16 protein-coding genes and 1 tRNA gene are annotated in these 19,670 nt (G+C 57.9%); 5 read left to right on the top strand and 12 right to left on the bottom strand.

Annotated elements, in window-relative coordinates; all coding sequences use genetic code 11:
* The first annotated feature begins 521 nt into the window (after positions 1 to 521).
* Positions 522 to 1,709, top strand: coding sequence for an MFS transporter (locus NW816_RS13530; RefSeq protein ID WP_414409493.1), 1,188 nt, complete (start codon positions 522 to 524; stop codon positions 1,707 to 1,709).
* A 122-nt stretch (positions 1,710 to 1,831) separates the two neighbouring features.
* Here the strand turns inward: NW816_RS13530 and gloB are convergent, their stop codons facing one another.
* The 4 genes from gloB to NW816_RS13510 form a co-directional block, all read right to left on the bottom strand.
* Positions 1,832 to 2,590, bottom strand: a complete 759-nt coding sequence (gene gloB, locus NW816_RS13525) for a hydroxyacylglutathione hydrolase (RefSeq protein WP_414409492.1) — start codon at positions 2,588 to 2,590, stop codon at positions 1,832 to 1,834.
* A 7-nt stretch (positions 2,591 to 2,597) separates the two neighbouring features.
* Positions 2,598 to 2,861, bottom strand: coding sequence for a DUF3143 domain-containing protein (locus tag NW816_RS13520; RefSeq protein WP_414351177.1), 264 nt, complete (start codon positions 2,859 to 2,861; stop codon positions 2,598 to 2,600).
* 139 nt (positions 2,862 to 3,000) lie between these two features.
* A complete protein-coding gene (locus tag NW816_RS13515) occupies positions 3,001 to 3,417 on the bottom strand; it encodes a J domain-containing protein (protein ID WP_414409491.1) in 417 nt (138 codons plus the stop codon).
* Positions 3,418 to 3,538: 121 nt separating this feature from the next.
* Positions 3,539 to 3,718 (bottom strand): 50S ribosomal protein L32, encoded by a 180-nt coding sequence (locus NW816_RS13510; RefSeq protein ID WP_414357881.1) that lies wholly within the window; start codon positions 3,716 to 3,718, stop codon positions 3,539 to 3,541.
* A 360-nt stretch (positions 3,719 to 4,078) separates the two neighbouring features.
* On the opposite strand from NW816_RS13510, the gene NW816_RS13505 reads away from it, so the two are divergent.
* Complete coding sequence (locus tag NW816_RS13505) at positions 4,079 to 5,131, top strand: CsgG/HfaB family protein (RefSeq protein ID WP_414409490.1); 1,053 nt, start codon at positions 4,079 to 4,081, stop codon at positions 5,129 to 5,131.
* A 19-nt stretch (positions 5,132 to 5,150) separates the two neighbouring features.
* On the opposite strand, the gene pruA is transcribed toward NW816_RS13505, so the two are convergent.
* On the bottom strand, positions 5,151 to 8,105 hold the full coding sequence (pruA, locus tag NW816_RS13500; protein WP_414409489.1) for an L-glutamate gamma-semialdehyde dehydrogenase: 2,955 nt from the start codon (positions 8,103 to 8,105) through the stop codon (positions 5,151 to 5,153).
* Between the two features lie 146 nt (positions 8,106 to 8,251).
* Between pruA and NW816_RS13495 the strand changes: the two genes are divergently transcribed.
* Positions 8,252 to 8,911, top strand: a complete 660-nt coding sequence (locus NW816_RS13495; RefSeq protein ID WP_414409488.1) for an SDR family oxidoreductase — start codon at positions 8,252 to 8,254, stop codon at positions 8,909 to 8,911.
* Between the two features lie 177 nt (positions 8,912 to 9,088).
* Here NW816_RS13495 and NW816_RS13490 read toward each other — a convergent pair whose 3' ends face one another.
* The 3 genes from NW816_RS13490 to tgt all read right to left on the bottom strand — a co-directional run bounded on the left by NW816_RS13490 (position 9,089) and on the right by tgt (position 12,100).
* Entirely contained in the window at positions 9,089 to 9,385 is a 297-nt protein-coding gene (locus NW816_RS13490; RefSeq protein WP_414329837.1) for a hypothetical protein, read from the bottom strand.
* A gap of 6 nt (positions 9,386 to 9,391) precedes the next feature.
* Positions 9,392 to 10,621 carry a hypothetical protein gene (locus NW816_RS13485; protein WP_414409487.1) on the bottom strand — a complete coding sequence of 410 codons (1,230 nt, stop codon included), beginning with the start codon at positions 10,619 to 10,621 and terminating at the stop codon, positions 9,392 to 9,394.
* Positions 10,622 to 10,996: 375 nt separating this feature from the next.
* Positions 10,997 to 12,100, bottom strand: coding sequence for a tRNA guanosine(34) transglycosylase Tgt (gene tgt / locus NW816_RS13480; protein WP_414409494.1), 1,104 nt, complete (start codon positions 12,098 to 12,100; stop codon positions 10,997 to 10,999).
* Positions 12,101 to 12,239: 139 nt separating this feature from the next.
* On the opposite strand from tgt, the gene NW816_RS13475 reads away from it, so the two are divergent.
* A tRNA-Leu gene (locus tag NW816_RS13475) sits at positions 12,240 to 12,322 on the top strand.
* Between the two features lie 134 nt (positions 12,323 to 12,456).
* Here the strand turns inward: NW816_RS13475 and NW816_RS13470 are convergent.
* Positions 12,457 to 12,834 (bottom strand): hypothetical protein, encoded by a 378-nt coding sequence (locus NW816_RS13470; RefSeq protein WP_414409486.1) that lies wholly within the window; start codon positions 12,832 to 12,834, stop codon positions 12,457 to 12,459.
* 468 nt (positions 12,835 to 13,302) lie between these two features.
* Between NW816_RS13470 and NW816_RS13465 the strand changes: the two genes are divergently transcribed.
* A complete protein-coding gene (locus NW816_RS13465) occupies positions 13,303 to 17,835 on the top strand; it encodes a GAF domain-containing protein (RefSeq protein ID WP_414409485.1) in 4,533 nt (1,510 codons plus the stop codon).
* A 182-nt stretch (positions 17,836 to 18,017) separates the two neighbouring features.
* Here the strand turns inward: NW816_RS13465 and NW816_RS13460 are convergent, their stop codons facing one another.
* The 3 genes from NW816_RS13460 to NW816_RS13450 form a co-directional block, all read right to left on the bottom strand.
* Positions 18,018 to 18,188, bottom strand: a complete 171-nt coding sequence (locus tag NW816_RS13460; protein ID WP_414331192.1) for a chlorophyll a/b-binding protein — start codon at positions 18,186 to 18,188, stop codon at positions 18,018 to 18,020.
* 62 nt (positions 18,189 to 18,250) lie between these two features.
* Entirely contained in the window at positions 18,251 to 19,315 is a 1,065-nt protein-coding gene (locus tag NW816_RS13455; protein WP_414409484.1) for a spermidine/putrescine ABC transporter substrate-binding protein, read from the bottom strand.
* A gap of 131 nt (positions 19,316 to 19,446) precedes the next feature.
* A partial coding sequence (locus tag NW816_RS13450; RefSeq protein ID WP_414409483.1) for a hypothetical protein occupies positions 19,447 to 19,670 on the bottom strand: 224 nt, incomplete at its 5' end.

Raw genomic sequence — 19,670 nt, 5'->3', positions numbered from 1 at the left:
TAAAAAAGCCAATATCTTCTGCCATTTGTTTTCATCTAAAAAAACCAACTTCATCCTCTTTCCTCTATAAATTATTCCCTCTATCCTAACATAAGATCAACACGACCTAGAACCTCGTTGATACTCTCCGTTCTGAAAACGAATCCGCTCTACTCCATCCAGAGTGGCTATGAGATATTCGGCATTTAAGATTGCCCGTTTATCTATTGTCGTACTTGCCCCTGCAACGGCCATTGAGATTAGGCAGCTACCCAAAAGGTTGAAAATTAACTTCAAAGCCATCCTTTTGTTGGCCATTTCTTGGCTCCTTCGGGCAGGAGTTCTTGGAGGAAAACATCACCCGCTCCTATTAAACCTAGACAGGGCAAGGAGTGCAAGACCTTGATGGACTTGCAAGATTTGAGAACCTCCCTCGGCTACTCTGTAGCTAGAGCTGCTAGATAGGGAGCCCTCTTGGGAGCGAGCAGCTCCTGTCCCTTTCTCCAGCTATTTGGCCAGCCTCGACCAAGCGGTTGCTGACTATGTCTCCCTCTGCCTGGCGCTTTATTCTCCTCCTCGGCATTGTGAGCTTGTGCGCTGACGCCACCTATGAAGGGGCACGCAGCATTTCTGGGGCTTTTTTGGGATCCCTAGGGGCCAGCGGCACAGTGGTGGGCCTGGTGGCCGGCGGGGGGGAGCTATTGGCCTATGGCTTGCGGTTGGGGGTGGGCTATTGGAGCGACCGGCTGAGCAGGGATCCCTTGCACCGCAGTCGGGGGCACTGGCAGCTCACCACCTTGGGCTATGTCATCAACACGGCGGTGATCCCGGCTTTGGCCTGGGCGGGCAGTTGGCCTTGGGCTGCTTTGCTGTTGCTGGCCGAGCGGACGGGCAAAGGGATCCGCACCCCGCCGCGGGACGTGTTGCTTTCTCATGCAGCCCTGCAGGTGGGTCGGGGCTTGGGGTTTGGCCTGCACGAGACCCTAGATCAGATTGGGGCGGTGGGGGGGCCGCTGTTGGTGGCGGCAGTTCTGAAAGTCGGCTATGGCTTCCGGGGTGGGTTTTTGGCCTTGGGGATCCCGGCGGCAATAGGACTGGGGGTTTTGGGGCTGGCGCAATGGCTCTATCCCAGCCCACGAGACTTCGAGCCGGAGCCGGAGATGACCTCGGCAAAAGGCTTGCCCAGAGTTTTCTGGCTGTATCTGCTGGCGGCAGCCTGTGTGGCCATGGGGTTTGCCGATTTTCCCCTCATTGCTTTCCATCTGCAACGACAGTCGGGAAGCGATGGAGCAGGGATCCCTTTGCTGTATGCCCTGGCTATGGGGGTGGATGCCCTGGCCGCCCTGGGATGTGGCTGGCTGTTCGACCGCGTGGGGCTGTGGAGCTTGCTGGGAGCGGTGGCGGTATCGGCTGGATTTGCGCCGCTGGCCTTTTCCGGTACCTATGCTCTGACGGTGCTGGGCATGGTGCTCTGGGGAATTGGTTTGGGGGCCCAAGAATCCATCATGAAGGCGGCGGTGGCCGGTATGGTAGCTCCCGAGACGAGGGGCTTTGCCTTTGGCCTGTTTACCAGTGTCTATGGATTGGCTTGGTTTGTGGGCAGCGCCCTGATGGGGGTGCTTTACGATTTCTCCCTGACTGGCTTAGTGCTCTTTTCGGTAGTCACTCAAGGGCTGGGGGCGGCTATCCTGCTGGCTCTAGTGTCCAGGAGGCAGGCCGAGGTGGGCTGATGAAAAGCCCCTGCACCAGATTACGGTGCAGCTCTTCGGGGGTTTCGTTTGTGCTAGTGGTGAGGAGCACCATCCCCTCAGGTTTTGGGCCACCTCCAGGAGCTTTTGTCAGAACCCGATTTTCAGAACTGATCCTTCATACCGCGCAGGCGAGCGAAGACCCGCACCGGATCCTGGAGCCCGGTGGCAGCTTGCAGAGCCGGCTGATCCCAGCGCAAGAAGGGGTTGGTGCGTCGCTCCTCGCCCATAGTGCTGGGTACTGTTGGGGATCCCGATTGGCGCAGGGCGGCCACCTTTTGGTAACGGGCCTGCAGGTCGGGATTTCCCCCATCCACCGTCAGGGCAAACCTGAGGTTGTTGAGGGTGTATTCGTGGGCACACCACACCCGCGTCGGTTCAGGCAACTGGCGCAGTTGATCCAGGGATCCCACCATCTGCTCCGGCGTGCCTTCAAACAGCCGCCCGCATCCCCCGGCAAACAGGGTATCGCCACAGAAGAGATCCCCACTCTCGGGAAAGTAATAGGCAATGTGACCCCGGGTATGGCCGGGCACAAACAGCACCGTTGCTTGCCGGCCCGCGAATTCCACTGTTGCTCCCGCCCGCAGCTCCACCGTCTGGCCGGGGATCCGCCCCCGATCCGCCTCGCCGGCATAGACGGCAGCCTGAGGATAGCGGGCCAAAAGCTGCCGATTTCCCCCCACATGGTCGTGATGGTGGTGCGTGTTGAAAATGGCCACCAGCTCCGCCCCCAGCTCGGTCAGCTTTTCCAGCACAGGCTCGGCCACTGCCGGATCCACCACGGCTGCTGTCGCGGTGTCAGAATCGTAGAGCAGATAGATATAGTTATCGCGCAGGGCGGGCAACTGAAGAACGCGCATGGCTCGGCTAACTTTCAAAAATGGCCTGCTCTACATCCTGCCGGCTGAGGGAATAGGGAAAAGATAAAGTTTTCGTGTTGCCGTCTGGGTAGGTGTATCGCACCCAAATGCTGGTTTCTTCCAGACGCAAAATGGCTTTCCAGCCAGGCCGCTCGCAAAACCATTGCTCCACATCTTGAGGGTCGCGGGTGCAGCCCTGATCCTCTAGCCAGCGTTCGATGATGTGGAGGGGGTGATTATACAGGGGCGTAGTTGCGGGGGGCAAAGGCATGGCGAGATTTGAGAGGCGAGATTTGAGAAAAGCAGTCCAACACAGAGTCAACGGCCTATGTTCATTCAAGCACTCCTGATACAGAATCCGAGAACTCCGTCCCAATGCCGTACCAAGACGGTGGGGAGTGCCCACAGAATCAGCTTGCCCCACTCTCTCGCAGCCAAGCGAGGACACCTGCCAACACCAAACACACAACCAGGGTGGATCCCATCAGCAGCAGGGCACACAGCTCGCCAGCCGAAAGTGGGCGGGTTTCCATACGCAGCTCTAGAGAATCGGAACCAAGGGATCCCGTCATGCTCAGAGATCCCGTGTTGGCAGTCACCGCCCGTAAGCTGGCATCGTAGATGGCCCGTTTCGTCGGGTTGCTGAGGACAAGGTAGGCCTCCTGCAACTCTTGAAAGCAGCGAATGGCCACTTCCGGGGCCAGGGGAGAAGTATCGGGATGGTAGCGTTTGCTCAACTGCCGATAAGCCCGCCGGATGGCCTCAGGAGACGCCCCTGGAGACAGGCCCAACCGTTGGTAGTAGGTGAGGGAGGTCAACGAGCGCATGCAGGCTAATGGATAAGCGAGACGGTAGGGTCAGCAGAGCGCTTCTCCAGGGAGCTAGACCTTAATCCAGTGTATTACTCGTGCAGCCGCCGGGATCCCCGCAGCAAGCCTCAATAGAGCTTTATTCTTCTTCCTCTTCTTCGGACTTGGCTTTGGGGTAGTAGAAGCCGGTGTTGCGACCGCTCAAAATCGACCGCCCAATGGTCATGGCTCGCTGGGCCTGTAGCTTTGCTTTGCCAAGCCAGACGGCGTAGCGCCTGCGACTGCGGGCTTTAGAGGTTTTCTTCTTGGGAACAGGCATAGCTTGTACAAGAATACAGCCTTACTAGGCTAGCACTGATCGCGTCAGCGGCGGAGTCCTAGCTTGCACCGCCGATCCCAGCTTTATCCAGGCAAGTGGCCTATCAGCGCTTGACTGAAAGAGGGCGAGCATCTCGGCTCAACAGAGTTGAGATCTGTCAACTCTTCTGTGCAAATCTTCTCAATCCATTTTCCCAACAGCCCTGTAGCCGCTAGAGTATGGGACATCTGCTGGGAACAGGCGATGCCGGGATCCTTAACCCTTAGCCGCCAGGTGATATCGGTCACCGCCCTGAAGCTCTTTTGGATGCAGGCTGTGAGTGAAATGTGGCCCCCCTCAGATTTAGGAGATCGCTCAACCATGCGCAACCTCTCTTCCATCTTGCTGTTCGGGATCCCTCTGGTGAGCCTCAGTTGGACGGGGATCCCGGTGGTGGCCCAATCCGCCAATCCAGCCCTCTGCCAGCAATTTCCCCAAGACATTCGCTGCACCCTCTCTGCCCCCAGACAGGTGGGACAAGCGCCGCAACCCACATCCCGTCCTCGGATTGCGGTCTTGGACTTTGATTTCAGCAGCCTCAGCAATCCCTACAGCATCCGCGAGGCTTCGCGGGGGGTGAGCGATCTGTTGGTGGATCGGTTGGTGAAAGATGGCACCTTTTCCGTCATCGAGCGCTCGCGGCTGGACGCGATCTTGGCCGAGCAGAACCTGGGTCTATCCGGGCGGCTGGATGCCAATACCGCTGCTCAGGTAGGCCGGATCCTGGGGGTCGATGCTGTGATCCTCGGCAGTGTGACCCAATTTGATGTGTCGGTGCGTCGTTCCGGGGGTGGGGCGCCGGTCTTGACCCCCTTTGGCAGCTTCCCGCTGGCGGTGGGGGCTGAGTCGGTGGATGCCGATGCCAACGTGCAGCTGAATGCCCGCTTGGTGAGCACCAGCACTGCCGAGATCTTGGCCGTGGTCGAGGGCCGGGGCAATGTCAGCCAATCCGATAGCACGGTCACGGTCGCCGGCTTTGGGGGGGGATCCGCCACCAGCAACGAAGAGAAGCTGTTGGTTTTGGCAACCCAACAGGCGGTGGAGCAAATTGCCGGACAGTTGGTGGGGTTTGCCGGACGCTTGGCAGCTCAGCCCCGCTCCTTGCCAACGGTGGATGCCTTGGTGGCGGATGTCTACGGCAACCAGGTGATCCTGAACAAGGGCAGCCGCGATGGCTATCGGGTGGGATTGATTCTTTCTGTGGAGCGCGTCGTCCGCGAGGTGAAGGATCCGGCCACGGGGACAGTCTTGCGCAAATTGACTGAGCCAGCCGGACAGGTCCAACTGACGGAGGTGGATGACAGCTCCAGTGTGGGACGCATTCTCAGCGGGGCAGGCTTCAAGGTTGGGGATGTGGCCAAGCCTGTCCAATGAGCTTTCCCAAGCCCTATCCTCAGGATCCCTCGATGGGAGCAAAGCCCTGCCGTTGCGTGTTTTCGGTTACGGTGCGCGGCTCTAAAAATTGCAGCAGGTAGTCGGGGCCGCCGGCTTTGGATCCCACGCCGGAGAGCTTGAAGCCGCCGAAGGGCTGCCGCTCCACCAACGCCCCGGTGATCTCGCGGTTGATGTAGAGGTTGCCGACGGCAAAGTCCTGGCGAGCCTGTTGAATGTGGGAAGGGGTGCGGCTGTAGAGACCGCCGGTGAGGGCGTAGGGGGTGGCATTGGCCATCTGCAGAGCAGAAGAAAAGTCCGGCGCTGAGATCACCGCCAAAACCGGGCCAAACAGCTCCCGCTGCGCCAGCTCTGACTGGGGATCCACCTGGCTGAACACAGTGGGGCCGACGAAGTAGCCTTTTTCCGGCACGGGCAGGCTGAGGTCGAGGCGGGCATCAGCCTTAGCCGATTGAATGGCCTGTTGCAGGCGAGCTTGGGCCTCTGCATCGATGACCGGGCCAACTTGGGTGCTGGGGTGGGCTGGATCCCCCACATTTAAAGAGCGCACCGCCTCGATGAGCCGCCCCAAGAACAGGTCGTGAATGGACTGCAAAACGATCGCCCGCGAGCAGGCGGAGCATTTCTGGCCACTGTAGCCAAAGGCGGAGTTGACCACTCCTTTGACCGCCTGATCCAGGTCGGCGCTTTCGTCCACAATGATGGCGTTTTTGCCCCCCATCTCGGCAATGACCCGTTTGATGTGGTGCTGGCCCGGCTGCAGTTGCGCGGCTTGGGCGAGGATCTGGCAACCCACCGCCTGGGATCCGGTGAAGGCAATCAGGTGCACCCGCCAGTCTTGAACCAACAGGGGGCCAATGGCTTCGCCCACCCCCGGCAGGAATTGAAAGACACCCTCCGGGATCCCAGCTTCGGCAAGGGCCTTGAGGATAAACTCCGCCAGTTTGGCGGCGATCAGCGAAGATTGCTCCGCCGGTTTGAGGAGCACGCAGTTTCCGGCCACCAAAGCCGCCGCTGTCATGCCACAGGGGATGGAGAGGGGGAAGTTCCAGGGGGCGATCACCACCGCCACACCGCGGGGCTGGTAGTGGTAATGGTTGGTTTCGCCGGGCAGGTTGCACTCCCGTCCCCGCTCCAGAGCCTCCATCTGTTGGGCGTAGTAGCGGCAAAAATCGATGGCCTCGGAAACTTCCCCATCGGCCTGGGCAATGGGCTTGCCCACCTCCAGCACCATCCAGGCAGCCAGCTCCGCCCGCTGGGCTTCGATTTGCTCCGCCACCCGCCGCAGGATCCCCGCCCTCACGGCAACGGGGGTGCGCCTCCAGCTGGGGAAGCTGGCTTGGGCCGCTGCCAAGGCTTGCTCCACCTGTTCCGGCTCGGTCAACCCAATTTCCGCCACCACCTGTTCAGGATCCGCAGGGTTGAGGGAGAGCATCGCTTGTCGAGTGGGGCGATATTCTCCGGCAATCCAGGGCTGAACCCTCTGACCCAGTTGAGGCCGGATCTCGTCCAATGCCTGAAAAAAGGGATCCCGCTGCTGGGGCTGGCTGAAATCCGTATCGGGAGCGGCGGCAAACGAGAGAGAAGGAGCCTGGAAAACGGATCCCTCGTCCAAGACCGGCGGGGCCAACAGCTGCTCGGGGTTGTAGCCCTGAACGCTTTGCCGCAGGAAAGAGGTGTTGGCGGTGTTTTCCAGCAAACGCCGGATCAGGTAGGCCATACCCGGCAGCAGCTCCCCGTAGGGGCAGTACACCCGCACCCGCTGTCCCTTCTGCACCAAGGCCTTGGCCAGGGGATCGGCCATGCCATAGAGCACCTGCAGTTCAAAAGCAGACTGGGGCACCTCCAGGGCTTGGGCAATGGCGATGGCTTTGGCCTGAGAGCGCACATTGTGGCTGGCGATGGCGGCGTGGAGATGGGTGTGGTGCTCCAACAAAAGCTGGGTCATGCGCTCGAAGTTGGCGTCGGTAGCAGACTTGCTGTTGTAAACCGGCTGTGGCCAGTGCTTTTGCGCCGCCAGGATGGTCTCTTGATCCCAGTAGGCCCCCTTGACCAAGCGCACCGTCACCGGGGATCCCCGCTCTTTGGCCCAGGCGATCAGGTTTTGCAGATCGGTGTAGCTATCCCGCAGGTAGGCCTGCAGCGTCAGGCCAACGTCGGTGCGGCCTCGGAACTCCGGCTCCAGCAGCAGCTCCTGCAAAATGGCCAGGGTGAGGGATTTGTAGCGGTACTGCTCCATGTCGAAATGGATCCCGACTCCCAGAGCTTCTGCCCGGCGCAACAGGATGCGAATCCGTTCCCCCACTTTGGCTTTGGCCCCCAGGGGATCGATGGGATCGAACTGGGAATAGAAGGCTGTCAGCTTTACCGACACTTGCGGCACAGGCTGCGGTTGTGGCCAGGTTTTGACCATCTTTGCCAAATGCTCCATCACCTGCAGATAGCGATCCAGGTAGGATTGGGCTTCCGCTTCGGTGATGACGGCTTCCCCCAGCAAATCCAGGGTGAAAGCCATACCCTGCCGGTGCAAAGCTTCCAGAGTTTTGCTGACTTGCTGTAGAGTTTCTCCGGCAATGTAGCGACGGGCCAAGACTTCCACAGCAGCGGTTAGGGTGGTGGCAGCCAATTGTCCTGGCAGGGAGTCGGGGTCTGCAAAGTTGAGCAGGCTTTTCAGCATCCCCGGCAACTCCACCGCCGGATCTGAAAGATACTCCTGCAAATGGCGGGCCACCTCAGTCTTGCTTTTCAAGCTGGGCAAGACATCGATCAAGCGGAACAACTGGGTGCGCAGGTGGGGGTTCTCCATCGCCCAGGCCAGCAGCTTGTCCTCCCAGCGCAGTTGATCCCGCCACTGGGCCAGCAGGGATCTCTTCTCTCCCGAAAGAGAGGCGAACAGAGATTGGGCAAGAGCTTGGGTTTGGGCCTCGTAGGCAGTAGGAGCAGCTTGGGCAACCATCTGATGCACCGGGGGGCGGGATCCCTACCATCCTGTCATGGAAAAGAGGGAACCTGAGGCCGATTTTGGGAAGATAATGGCTTATGGGGCCACTGCAAATCCTCAAACAGCTACACCGGGTATAAACAGCTTTGCAGGAGAAACTTATGCAGGCTTTTGTTGCAGGGGCTACAGGAGAAACCGGACGCCGCATTGTCAAAGAGTTGGTGGGCCGCGACATCCCGGTACGGGCGCTGGTGCGCAGCCATGAGCTGGCCGCTCGGGTTTTGCCCCCCGAAGCGGAAGTGGTGGTGGGGGATGTGCTGGATCCGGCCACGCTGGAGACAGGCATGGAAGGATGCACGGTGGTGCTCTGTGCCACCGGGGCCAGGCCCAGTTGGGATCCCTTTCAGCCCTACCGAGTCGACTATGAAGGCACCAAGAACCTGGTCGATGTGGCCAAAGCCAAAGGGATCCAACACTTTGTTTTGATTTCTTCTCTGTGCGTGTCTCAGTTGTTCCACCCCCTCAATTTGTTTTGGCTGATTTTGGTGTGGAAAAAACGCGCAGAAGAATACCTGCAAAAAAGCGGCCTCACCTACACCATCGTTCGACCGGGGGGCCTGAAAAATCAGGATAATAACGACGGTATTGTCCTGTCCAAGGCGGATACCCTCTTTGACGGCAGCATCCCCCGCACGAAAGTAGCCCAAGTAGCCGTCGAAAGTTTATTCCAGCCCGCTGCCCAAAATCGCATCCTTGAGATCATCGCCAAGCCCGGCGTTCCCAACCGCGACTGGAGCGCCCTCTTTGCTATGGCAAGGTAGGTACCGAGCTGCATGCATGCTGCATACATTATGACTATGAGCGAGTATGAACGCGGCTCCCAGTTCCTCAGCAGGCTCGAACTTGGTGGGCGCATGGCACTCCTGGAAAGTCGATCCTGCATTGGTCGATAGTCTGCCGCAAAATGTCGGTGCCAAGCTAAACTTCTCGTTTTGCCCTTAACTTCCCTCTGTCTGGGAACCAGAAGACTTGGCCAACTGCTGCAAACGATTTAAGATCTGCGCCTCAGCGTTGGCATCGTGGAGTCGCAACGTTAGGCGGGGCACCCGCAGTGAAGCCGTAATCCGGCCTGAGGGCAGATCCAGCCACACCAGTTGCCCTTGAAAACAGCGACAGGCAGCCCTCCATTCCTGGGCCAGAGCCTCTACCTCCGACCAGGCAAGGCAGCGCGGCAGCAGCAGGTCAGTGGCCCACCCCGCTCCACACTCCCGCCGCCTGAGGATACGCACCTGCATGGATCCCTACATCCGCTCGGCGTAAAACTCGCACCAGGGATCCCCCTTCTCTCTGGCCTTGGTCTCCTGGCCGTGGAAGAGCCCACCCCGCTGGAAGAGGCGGTTGTAGAAGACTTGATCCAAAACCGGCTTCTGCTGGATGTTGCCGTTGTAGACCAGATTCATCATCGCCGGCACCGCCCCTTGAGCAAAATAGCAGGCGGGATCTTCTGCCCGTGGGTAGGAAGCCAAAAAGTAGTTGGCTTCGTAGTTGCCATCAATGGCCACCCGGCAAGACTGGCCACTCACCACCTCCAAAGCCTGCCAGCGACCCCACCCCAGGCTGCTGGCCACCGCATAGCCGCCGTGGATCCAGTCCGTGTCCTTCTCCAGCATCGGCCCCACCAGGGTTTCCCACTCCACCGATTCCATGATGTTGCCGAAGGTGTAGAAGACACAAACATGCCCCGACTCGCGGATGAGAGCTTCCCCCACCCCCATCAGCTCAGCCTGCACCGCCTTCAGCTCCTGTAAAAAGCGATACTGAATGCGGTTGTAGTAGTTGGCAGGCATGCGCGTTAGCAACACGTTAAAGGCGCGAATCTGCCCCTGATCATCTCCGGCCAAAGGCAGGCCCCACAGAGCTTCGTTGACCGCATCGTAGTCCACTGCTGTTGTGGGCCGGGGGAACTGGAGCGGCTGCTCGATCAACTTGCCCATCCCTGGACTGGGAGTCAGCGACTGAGGCTTTGGCAGCCGAGTGGCCTGGATCACGCAGTGATCCTTACGGGTAACGGCCATACACTCCGTTTCTTCTGCCCCGTAGCTTCCCAGCTCGCCAAAAGTGGCATCCAGAGCTGCCGCCACATAGCCCACCGCCAAGTGGTCAATCGGGCGCGTGCGGCTGACCTGCTCTCCGTACTTGCTCAGCCAACCTTCTGCATAGTGAGAATGGGTAAGCTGCACTTCCCCGCCTGAAGGTGTCACCTCAAACGCCAGCCGCCCAAATCCTAAAAAACTGAAGATCTGAGCTGCCACTGCCAGGCGCTCTTGGGTCTCCTGAATGCCAAGAGCCTTGAAAGCTCCGTACAGAAGACTGTAAAAGATCTCCTGGGCTGCCGTGCGCAGAATTCCCACTCCATCGATCCAGTCGGGATCTTCGATGGTCTGCTGCAGGAAGAGGTTGTAGTGATGGCAGTGGAAGATAACCGGCTCTCCAAACAAAGTAGGGGCTTTTGGGAAACGCTTTGATGACAACCCGCAACGCCGAAGTGCCGGCCAAAAGGTAGTCCGCCTCTTGGTCAGAGCTGACAATCTGGCATAGACGACTGCTGGCCTGAACAAGGTCGCTGGCATAGGTGCCCAAAAGTTCTAGCGCCTGCTCCTCTTGGGAATCGCTGACGTAGGTTACTTTGGCTACTGTAGCACCATCAGTGGCCCGCCCTATCAAAACAGCAATCAAGCCCGGAAGGCCGGCAATGTGCTGTTCAATCACGCTGCTGAGGGTTCGGATAGCCATGATCTGACTCCTTCCTGCGGCTACATGGGATAATTTAAGTATATACACGGGATATTGGAGTATCTAGTGAACTAGGATGGATCGGATATTTCCAGAGAAATCTCCTGACCGGCTTAGCTCCAGGGATCCCAGTGCTCATGAAATTGGCCTTCCAAGATGGCCTGACGCATCTTCTGGGTGTAGCGCATCAGCTCTGTGATGTTGTGGATGGAGAGCAGAGTGTAGCCCAGGATCTCTTGCGCGCGGATGAGGTGACACAAGTAGGCTCGGCTGAAGTGGCGGCAGGTGTAGCAGGGACAGTCGGGATCGATGGGATCCAGGCTGCGGCGGTGTTCGGCATTTTTGATGTTCCAGCGTTTGCCCCGGCTGATCACTGTGCCATGGCGGGCATAGCGGGTGGGGATCACGCAGTCAAACAAGTCCACTCCGGCGGCCACAGCGGCCCGCATTTCTGCATAGGTGCCCACCCCCATGAGATAACGGGGGCGATCTGCCGGCAGCAGAGGGGCCGTTTGCCGCACAACGGCGTGCATAAACTCGACCGGCTCCCCCACACTCACCCCGCCAATGGCATAGCCTGGCAGATCCAACCGACAAACCTCTTCCACCGCCCGCCGACGCAGCTCAGGGTAAACTCCCCCCTGCACAATGCCAAACAAAGCCTGATCCGAACGACGATGGGCCTCCACGCAGCGCTTCAGCCATTGGGTGGTTCGCCGCACTGCTGCCGCCACCGCCTCAGGGCTGGCAGGATAGGGCGGGCACTCGTCGAAGGCCATGATGATGTCGGCCCCCAGGGCGTTTTGAATCTGGATGGATAGCTCTGGGGTGAAGTGGATCGTTCGGCCATCGCGGGGCGAGCGGAACGTCACTCCCTCCTCGTTGATTTGGCGAATGGCGCTGAGGCTGAAGACCTGGAAGCCCCCTGAGTCGGTAAGGATGGGGCCCGACCAGCCCATAAAGCGGTGTAGCCCCCCTGCCGCCTGAATGATGCTTTCGCCAGGTTGCAGGTAGAGATGATAGGTGTTGCTGAGGATGATGTGGGCACCTGTCTCCTTGAGCTGGGCCGGGGTGAGGGTTTTCACGTTGGCCAAAGTTCCCACCGGCATAAAGCAAGGGGTTGGGATCCCACCGTGGGGGGTGACGAAGTATCCTGCCCGCGCTTGAGTGTGGGGGCAAGTGCCCTCACAAGTAAAGGTAAAGTCGGCCAAGGTCAGCGTTGATCAGCTTTCATCTGGTGCGCAGCAGAGCTTAGCACAGATAGAGCCGTCAACGAGGATCCCCTCTTCCCAACACTCCAGACCTCTCAGGAGCCTTGACAGGGATCCCCTGCTTTGGGCACACTTGTAGATCGCCGCGGAACTGGCGGAATGGTAGACGCGCTAGATTCAGGTTCTAGTGGCAGCAATGCCTTCGGGGTTCAAGTCCCCGGTTCCGCACTCTCTTTCCTTCAACACTTAGGTTAAGCTATGCCGACATGCCCTGTCGGCCAAGGATAAGTATTGGGGGTGTAGCTCCACGGCCAAATTAGACTCCCTGCTCGCCGTGATGCTTCATCTCTTTCAAGTTGCCCTTAGAGGGTCAATTCGCTCTCAATTTGACTGAGTTTAATGCGGGCAAGAGCTAAGTTCCCTTTTTCTCGGTCTAAGGCTAGGTAGAAAAATAGGCCGTTTATGGTTTTAAGCATACGCATTAGATGGTACTGAGTTTCCAGGATGATTAAAATCTCTTCAATTCTGTCGGTGAACTTAAGTGACTCCGCGACTCGCATCTTAGCGCGAATCACTTCTGTGTTTCCGGCGATTGCCAGCTCCAAGTTAGCTTCAGGAAAAGCGGGGCTGTTGGTGCCCTTATATCCCAAGCACATCCCAGTTTTCCAATCCCCCAGCGCTATCCCCAGTGCTCCATCGATGCTCAGAGCTTTTACCAAACTGTCTTGGAGTTTTTGCATGACTGAGAGTATTCCCCCTTTACAAAGCTCGTCGCTCTATAGTAAGTCTTCCGTTGAGAAATTTCAACTCGAAGCTTGCTTAAAAATGTTAGGATTTGATTATTTATAGGGTAAGTGAAACCAAATGCATTAGAGGAAGCTTATTGAGCTTTCTCATCTTTGACATCAGTATAAATACTGAAACTGGGATCCGGTAAGTCTTTTTTTTTCCCTTCTGCCCGCGGCGGCTCTGGACGGGCCACGGCTCAGACCCTTATTTTGGCTCGTTTGCAGGAGCTAGAGTAGCTGACGCAGGCGTGGTGAAAATGTAGCGAACTGAACCAACGGGAAGCTGGTTTGGGGATCGGATCCCTGTAGCTTCCGGTGGAGAGGCTTGGAAGTTATGCTGGGGTTACCTCTTTTACCTTGAGACTATCGACCTCCGAGATCGGTGGATCGGGATCCCTTTCTCTCCGCTTAGTTTGACCTATGCCTAAGGCCCCCCTCCCCCCCAATGAGGAGCAACGGCTGGCTGCCCTGCGGCAGTATCAGATTTTGGACACCGCTCCTGAGAACAGCTTTGACGAACTCGTGCGGCTGGCTGCCCACATCTGCGGCACGCCCATTGCTCTGGTCAGCCTTATCGACGAACACCGCCAGTGGTTTAAAGCCAAATTCGGCGTCGATGTGCAGGAGACCCCACGGGATGTGGCCTTCTGCGCCCACGCCATCTTGTCGCCTAAAGAGCCGCTGGTGGTGCCCGATGCCACTCAGGATCCGCGCTTTGCCGACAACCCGCTTGTTACGCAAGAGCCCCACATCCGCTTCTATGCTGGCATCCCTCTGGTAACTCCAGAAGGGCAAGCCTTAGGCACGCTTTGCGTTGTCGATTATCAGCCTCGGCAGCTTAGGCCGGAGCAATTGGAGCAGCTCAAGGCTCTGGCCCATCAGGTAGTAGCTCAGTTGGAGCTGCGCCGTACTTTGAGGGAACTGGCTCAGACGCCTCTGCTGCCTAAGTCGGGGGATACTAAACCTGCCCGCAAAAACCGCTTTCTCCTCAAAGTTACCGCCGGTTTTGGCCTGGCTGCCTTGCTTTTGGGCGGGATCACCTACTCAGCTCAGCGGAATGCCTCTCAACTGCCGCAGCTTACAGAACGAGTGGCCCACACTCTAAAAGTGATCCAAAACTTGGAAGGATTGCTGGCGGAAACCCGCGCCGCCGAAGCCGGTAAACGTGGCTATCTTCTGACCGATAATCCTCGCTACCTCGGTGAGTACCAAGACAGCCTTGAAGCAATCTCTACCCGTCTGCGCCTGCTGCAGGAACTGACTGTCGACAACCCCCTGCAACAGGAGCGTCTGAAGCGCCTAGAGCTGCTGCTGGAGCAAGAGGGGCTACTCGCCACCCAGGAAGCCCTGGAAAGCAGCGAAGGGCCAAGGTTGGTGGAGCAAATTGCCGATTTGATCCTGGTGCTCCAGCAGGAGGAAAATCGCCTTCTGCAGCAACGCAGCCAGGAATTTCAGTTTGCCTGGGTTAGAACCAATCTCATTGCTTTTGGCGGGCTCATTTTTACTTACCTGGTTTTGGCCTCGGTTTACTTCCTCATCCGCCGGGAGACTGCCGAGCGAGAAGAGGCAGAACGATCCCTCAAGCAAGAGCGAGATTTTACCAACGCGGTTATTGATACAGCAGGGGCGCTGGTGGTGGTCATGGATCCAGAAGGGCGTATCCTGCGCTTCAACCGCGCTGCCGAGCAGCTTTCTGGCTACTCGCTGGCAGAGGTCAAGGGCCGGCTGCTATGGGACTTAGGTTTGATCCCACCGGAGGACGTGCCCAGTGTAAAGCAAGCTTTTGAACAGCTCAAGGGCAATCATTCCCTCTTTTTGAATCGCCATGAGAATTTTTGGCGCAGCAAGCAGGGGGCACTGCGGCTTATTTCTTGGTCTAACACCGCCCTAATCAACGCTGCCGGCGAGGTGGAGTTTGTCATGGGCACCGGCATCGACATCACCGACCGCAAGCTGGCGGAGCTGGCCTTGAAAGAAAGTGAAGAGCGCTACCGGGATCTCTTTGAAAATGCCAGCGACCTCATCCAGAGCGTGGATGCTGAAGGGCACTTTTTATATGTCAACCGCGCTTGGAAAGAGACCTTGGGCTATGACGAAGCTCAGGTCTATCAGATGACCCTCTTCGACATTCTCCATCCCGACTGCCGGGAGCACTGCCAGGCTCTTTTCCAGAAGCTTCTATCGGGGGAGAAAGTAGAGAGAGTAGAGACAGCTTTCCTCACGGCCAGCGGTGAAACCGTTTGGGTGGAGGGCAATGTCAACTGCCGCTTTGAAGATAGGGTAATGGTGGCTACGCGAGGCATCTTCCGCAACATTACTGAGCAGAAGAAAGCGGCAGAGGAATTGGAGCGGCAAAACCGCCGGGCTCAGTTGCTAGCCAATCTCAGCTTGAAGATCCGCGAATCTTTGGATATCGCCGAGATCCTAGAGACGGCGGTAACAGAAATCCAAGCCCTGCTCAAAGCCGACCGAGTCTTGGTCTACCGCTTCCAGCCGGATGGTTCTGGGATCATCTCCAACGAGAAAACTCAGCCGGGGATCCCCTCCTTGATGGGAGAGGTGATCGAGGATCCCTGTTTTCAGGAAAAGTACGCCCAGCTCTACAGCCAGGGCCGCGTTCGCGTTGTTAGCGATGTGGAAAGTGAAGGACTGGAGCCTTGTTACCTAGAGCTGCTGCAAAAAATGCAGGTCAGGGCCAACTTGGTGGTGCCGCTGTTTTTGGAGCAGCAGTTGTGGGGGTTGTTGCTGGCCCACCAGTGCTCCGGGCCCCGTCAGTGGCAGCCGTTTGAGATGGAGCTGCTGTCGCAGTTGGCCAACCAAATTGGCATTGCCCTCACCCAGGCAGCCCTTTTGGAACGGGAGAGAAAGCGCAGCTTGGAGCTGGAGCAGGCCCGCAAAGCAGCAGAGCAGGCTGCACAGGCCAAAAGCAGCTTCTTAGCCACCATGAGCCACGAGATCCGCACCCCCATGAACGCGGTGTTGGGGATGACGGGCCTGCTGCTGGAGACCCCCCTCAATGCAGAACAGCGGGACTTTGTAGAGACCATCCGCGTCAGCGGCGATGCGCTGCTCACCCTCATCAACGACATCCTGGACTTCTCCAAATTGGAGGCCGGGGAAATGGAGCTGGAGATCCTGGATTTCGATCTCCGCTCGTGTCTGGAAGAGGTGGCGGATCTGTTTGCCCCCACTGCCCACGCCAAGGGATTGGAGCTGGCGGTGCTCATGCCACCGGAAGTGCCGCGCTACCTGCGGGGAGATGCCTCGCGACTACGGCAAATCCTCAACAATTTGGTAAGCAACGCCATTAAGTTCACCCACCGAGGAGAGGTGGTGATCCAAGCGGAGGTGCTGCAAGAAACCGCTACCCATGTCCACCTCAAGCTCTCGGTGAGAGATACCGGGATCGGGATCCCGGCGGCGGCGCAGAGCAAGCTGTTTCAACCGTTTAGCCAGGTGGATGCCTCTACTACCCGCAAATACGGAGGTACGGGACTGGGCTTGGCCATCTGCAAACAACTGACAGAACTGATGGAGGGAACCATCTCGGTGCACAGCCAAGAGGGGCAGGGCAGCACCTTCAGCGTTGAGCTGACCCTGGAGCGGCAGCCCTATGCCCAGCAGCTTTCCCAGCCTTCTGCTCGTGTCCCGGTGGATTTGCAGGGCAAGCGGCTGTTGGTGGTGGACGACAATGCCACCAATCGCAAGATCCTGCGCTGTCAGGCCGCGGCTTGGGGAATGGTGGTGGAAGAGGCCGAGGATGCCTATCAGGCCATGGACAAGCTACGCCAAGCCGTTCGGGAAGGCAGACCCTTCCCCCTGGTCGTTTTGGATATGCAAATGCCAGAGGTGGATGGGGAGACCTTGGGCCGCTGGATCAAGGCAGATCCGCAACTGGCCGAGACGCAACTGGTGATGATGACCTCCCTGGGACTGGGGGAGCACTCCCGCCGCGCTGCTGAAATTGGCTTTGCCGCCTACTTGGTTAAGCCGGTAAAACAAAGCCGTCTGCAGGAAGCGCTGGTCATGGCCCTGGGGAAATCTTCTGGTTTATCCACTTCGCTCTTGGGAATGAGTCCCGTCCTCCCTCAGACGACCCCTAGGGAGGATCGTCCCCGTCAATCGCTGCGCATTTTGCTGGCAGAGGATAACCCCGTCAACCAAAAGGTGGCTTTGCGCCAGCTCGAGAGTTTGGGCTACAAGGCCGATGTGGTGGCCAATGGTCAGGAGGTATTGGATCTCCTGCAGCAGGTCAGATATGACCTTATTCTCATGGATTGCCAAATGCCGGTGATGGACGGCTACGAGGCCACCCGCCGCCTACGCCAACAGGAACGGAGATCCGGCCACCGCACAGTGGTGATTGCCATCACGGCCAACGCCATGCAGGAGGATAGGGAGCGCTGCCTGCAGGCAGGTATGGACGACTATCTCAGCAAGCCGGTGCTGAAGGAAGATTTGCAAAGGTTGCTCAACCACTGGAGCCAGGTGATTGCCCAGTCTGCAGCAGGATCCTCCAATGGATCCGCTTCTAAAGCAGCTTCTCCAAGCTCCCCCGGTAGGGACAGGGATCCCTCTTCTCCCACCTTGCCCTATCCCATCGACTCTGCCTACCTGGATCAGGTTTCCGGCGGGGATCGCGGGTTTCAGCGGGAGCTGCTGCAGGTGTTCATCCAAGATTGTGAAGACCAGCTGCCGCAATTGCGCCAAGCTATTGCCGGTTGCAATGCAGAAGGAATGCGGCGGATCGCCCATCGCCTCAAAGGAGCCAGCTCCAATGTGGGAGCCAACGCTTTTTGCCAAGTGGTTCGCGAGCTGGAGCACTTGGGGGTAGCGCTGGCCCAGCAGGGATCCCAAGGTGATCATGAATGGGCACGGGCTCTGCAAGCCCCAGAAGACCTAGAACGCATCTTGGCTGATATCCGCCAGTACTTGCGAGATCTGGAAGGATAGATTCCAAAGGCTCGGCGCCGCTTCCGCGGCCACCCCCTCTCCCAGAGAGAGGGGAGTTAGGAAGCAATGCAGCAGAAATTTTCATGCCTGTTGCATTCGGAAGCGATGCAAAAGCCTGGCCGCAGCCAGGCCTGTAAAGATCTACAGCAAAGATCTACAGCAGTGTCTTGGGTCTACTGGGATTACATCAGGCCAATTTGAGAGAGGATCCCTTGGCCGGTCAGCAACTCGGTCGCAACGCCGATCACAAAGCCCAGCATTGCCAAACGGCCGTTCCACTTTTCGGCGAAGGTAGTGAAGCCGAACTTAGCTTCTTGGTTCTCCATGGTTTTAGCTCCATCAACGGGTGACATCTTTAATGTGGCTCAGATATTAAAAATTGTCAAGTTTTGTGTCGAGAGCTAACAAGGGATCCCTAGCTGCTTTTCACGGTTGTCCAGAGGGCGTCGATGAGGCGCAGCTCTTCCCCTGACAGCACTTTAAGGTAGGTGAGTTTGGCAAGGGCCTCTTCGTCAGGGTAGATGGCCGGGTTCTGCAGATCTTCTGGGTTGATCATCGGCAGCGCCGCAGCGTTAGGGGTGGCGAAGCGGTTGTGGTTGCTCAGTTGAGCGCCGACTTCAGCATCCAGGATGAAATTGATGAAGCGATTGGCCAGCTCGGGGTTGGGGGCCTGGGCGGGAATGGCCATTACATCCAGCCAAATGTGGGCACCCTCGCGGGGGACAAAATAGCCGATGTTGGGGTTTTCTTCGGCAGCTTGCAGGGCATCGCCGCTGTAGACGATGGCTACATTGGCCGTTCCAGAAACCAGTTGGTTTTTGCCCCCCACACCCCCAATTAGGCCGGCACTGCGGCGCTTGGTGTCGATCAAAAGCTGCTGGATCTGCTGCAGTTCGGAGCGAACGGTGGTGTTCATATCGAAGCCCAGGTAAACGGCAGCAGCGCCGATCATGGAGCGCATCTCGTCGATCATCACAAAGGGGCCATACTGCTGCTGCGGGTCGAAAATCAATCCCCAAGAGCGTTCAAAGTTTTCGGGCAGGCGGTCTTTGCGGTAGCCAATGCCGGTGGTGCCCCACTGATAGGCGGCGGTGTAGGTGTTTTCTGGATCAAAGGGCAGGCCGACAAATTTTTCGCCCAGGTTGCTTAGGTTGGGGATCAATTCTTTGTTGAGAGGCTGCAGCAGTCCCAGCTCCAACATGTTGGGCACAATGTAGTCGGTAGGAACAACAATGTCGTACTGGCTGGTGCCTCCCCCCCGCAGTTTGGCCACCATGTCTTCGTTGGATTCGTACACGCTGACCAGCACGCGGCTATTGGTGGCTTTTTCAAAGGCGGTGAGGATGTCGGGATCGATGTATTCTGACCAGATGTAGAGGTTGAGAGTCTGCCCCTGGGCAGAGGTAACATGGGGCCAAAACAAAACCAGGACAAGCACACAGCAGAGTAGGGTTGTAGCCGAGGCAATCCACTTTTTCATGAGATTTCTCCGACTGTGAAAAGTTGAAAACATCGTATCTGCTTTCATCCCCCAGCCGGCTACACCCGCGGCTAGGGGGCACGCCTTGGGCAATCGCCAAGCCCCGCAAACTCCGGTTGAGGCTCGGGTACTCACCCTTGTTTCCAAGACAACACCCAAACGGTATCAACGCCTCCGCGAGCGATCCGCCAAAAGCCGCAAAGGCCGATTCTTTCGTCGGATCCCTCGATGCCTTGCGCCACAAGGCTTTCCAGCCCCAAAACCCCCTCGCCGCAGCTCTTTTTGCCGACTTTTTTCCGGATCCCTCGCAAATGGGTCTTGCATTCCTTGCCCTGCTTGGGTTTAATAGGGGTGG

Source organism: Synechococcus sp. W55.1 (assembly GCF_047461655.1).
Taxonomy (GTDB): Bacteria; Cyanobacteriota; Cyanobacteriia; order Thermostichales; family Thermostichaceae; genus Thermostichus.
This window is presented reverse-complemented; position numbering and strand designations above follow the sequence as displayed.

Excerpts from the sequence above, each read along its gene's own strand:
- pruA (WP_414409489.1), bottom strand. The coding sequence starts at position 8,105 with ATGGTTGCCCAAGCTGCTCCTACTGCCTACGAGGCCCAAACCCAAGCT.
- NW816_RS13460 (WP_414331192.1), bottom strand. The coding sequence starts at position 18,188 with ATGTCACCCGTTGATGGAGCTAAAACCATGGAGAACCAAGAAGCTAAG.
- NW816_RS13470 (WP_414409486.1), bottom strand. The coding sequence starts at position 12,834 with ATGCAAAAACTCCAAGACAGTTTGGTAAAAGCTCTGAGCATCGATGGA.
- NW816_RS13505 (WP_414409490.1), top strand. The coding sequence starts at position 4,079 with ATGCGCAACCTCTCTTCCATCTTGCTGTTCGGGATCCCTCTGGTGAGC.
- gloB (WP_414409492.1), bottom strand. The coding sequence starts at position 2,590 with ATGCGCGTTCTTCAGTTGCCCGCCCTGCGCGATAACTATATCTATCTG.
- NW816_RS13495 (WP_414409488.1), top strand. The coding sequence starts at position 8,252 with ATGCAGGCTTTTGTTGCAGGGGCTACAGGAGAAACCGGACGCCGCATT.
- NW816_RS13530 (WP_414409493.1), top strand. The coding sequence starts at position 522 with ATGTCTCCCTCTGCCTGGCGCTTTATTCTCCTCCTCGGCATTGTGAGC.
- NW816_RS13490 (WP_414329837.1), bottom strand. The coding sequence starts at position 9,385 with ATGCAGGTGCGTATCCTCAGGCGGCGGGAGTGTGGAGCGGGGTGGGCC.
- NW816_RS13465 (WP_414409485.1), top strand. The coding sequence starts at position 13,303 with ATGCCTAAGGCCCCCCTCCCCCCCAATGAGGAGCAACGGCTGGCTGCC.
- NW816_RS13510 (WP_414357881.1), bottom strand. The coding sequence starts at position 3,718 with ATGCCTGTTCCCAAGAAGAAAACCTCTAAAGCCCGCAGTCGCAGGCGC.
- NW816_RS13520 (WP_414351177.1), bottom strand. The coding sequence starts at position 2,861 with ATGCCTTTGCCCCCCGCAACTACGCCCCTGTATAATCACCCCCTCCAC.
- NW816_RS13455 (WP_414409484.1), bottom strand. The coding sequence starts at position 19,315 with ATGAAAAAGTGGATTGCCTCGGCTACAACCCTACTCTGCTGTGTGCTT.
- NW816_RS13515 (WP_414409491.1), bottom strand. The coding sequence starts at position 3,417 with ATGCGCTCGTTGACCTCCCTCACCTACTACCAACGGTTGGGCCTGTCT.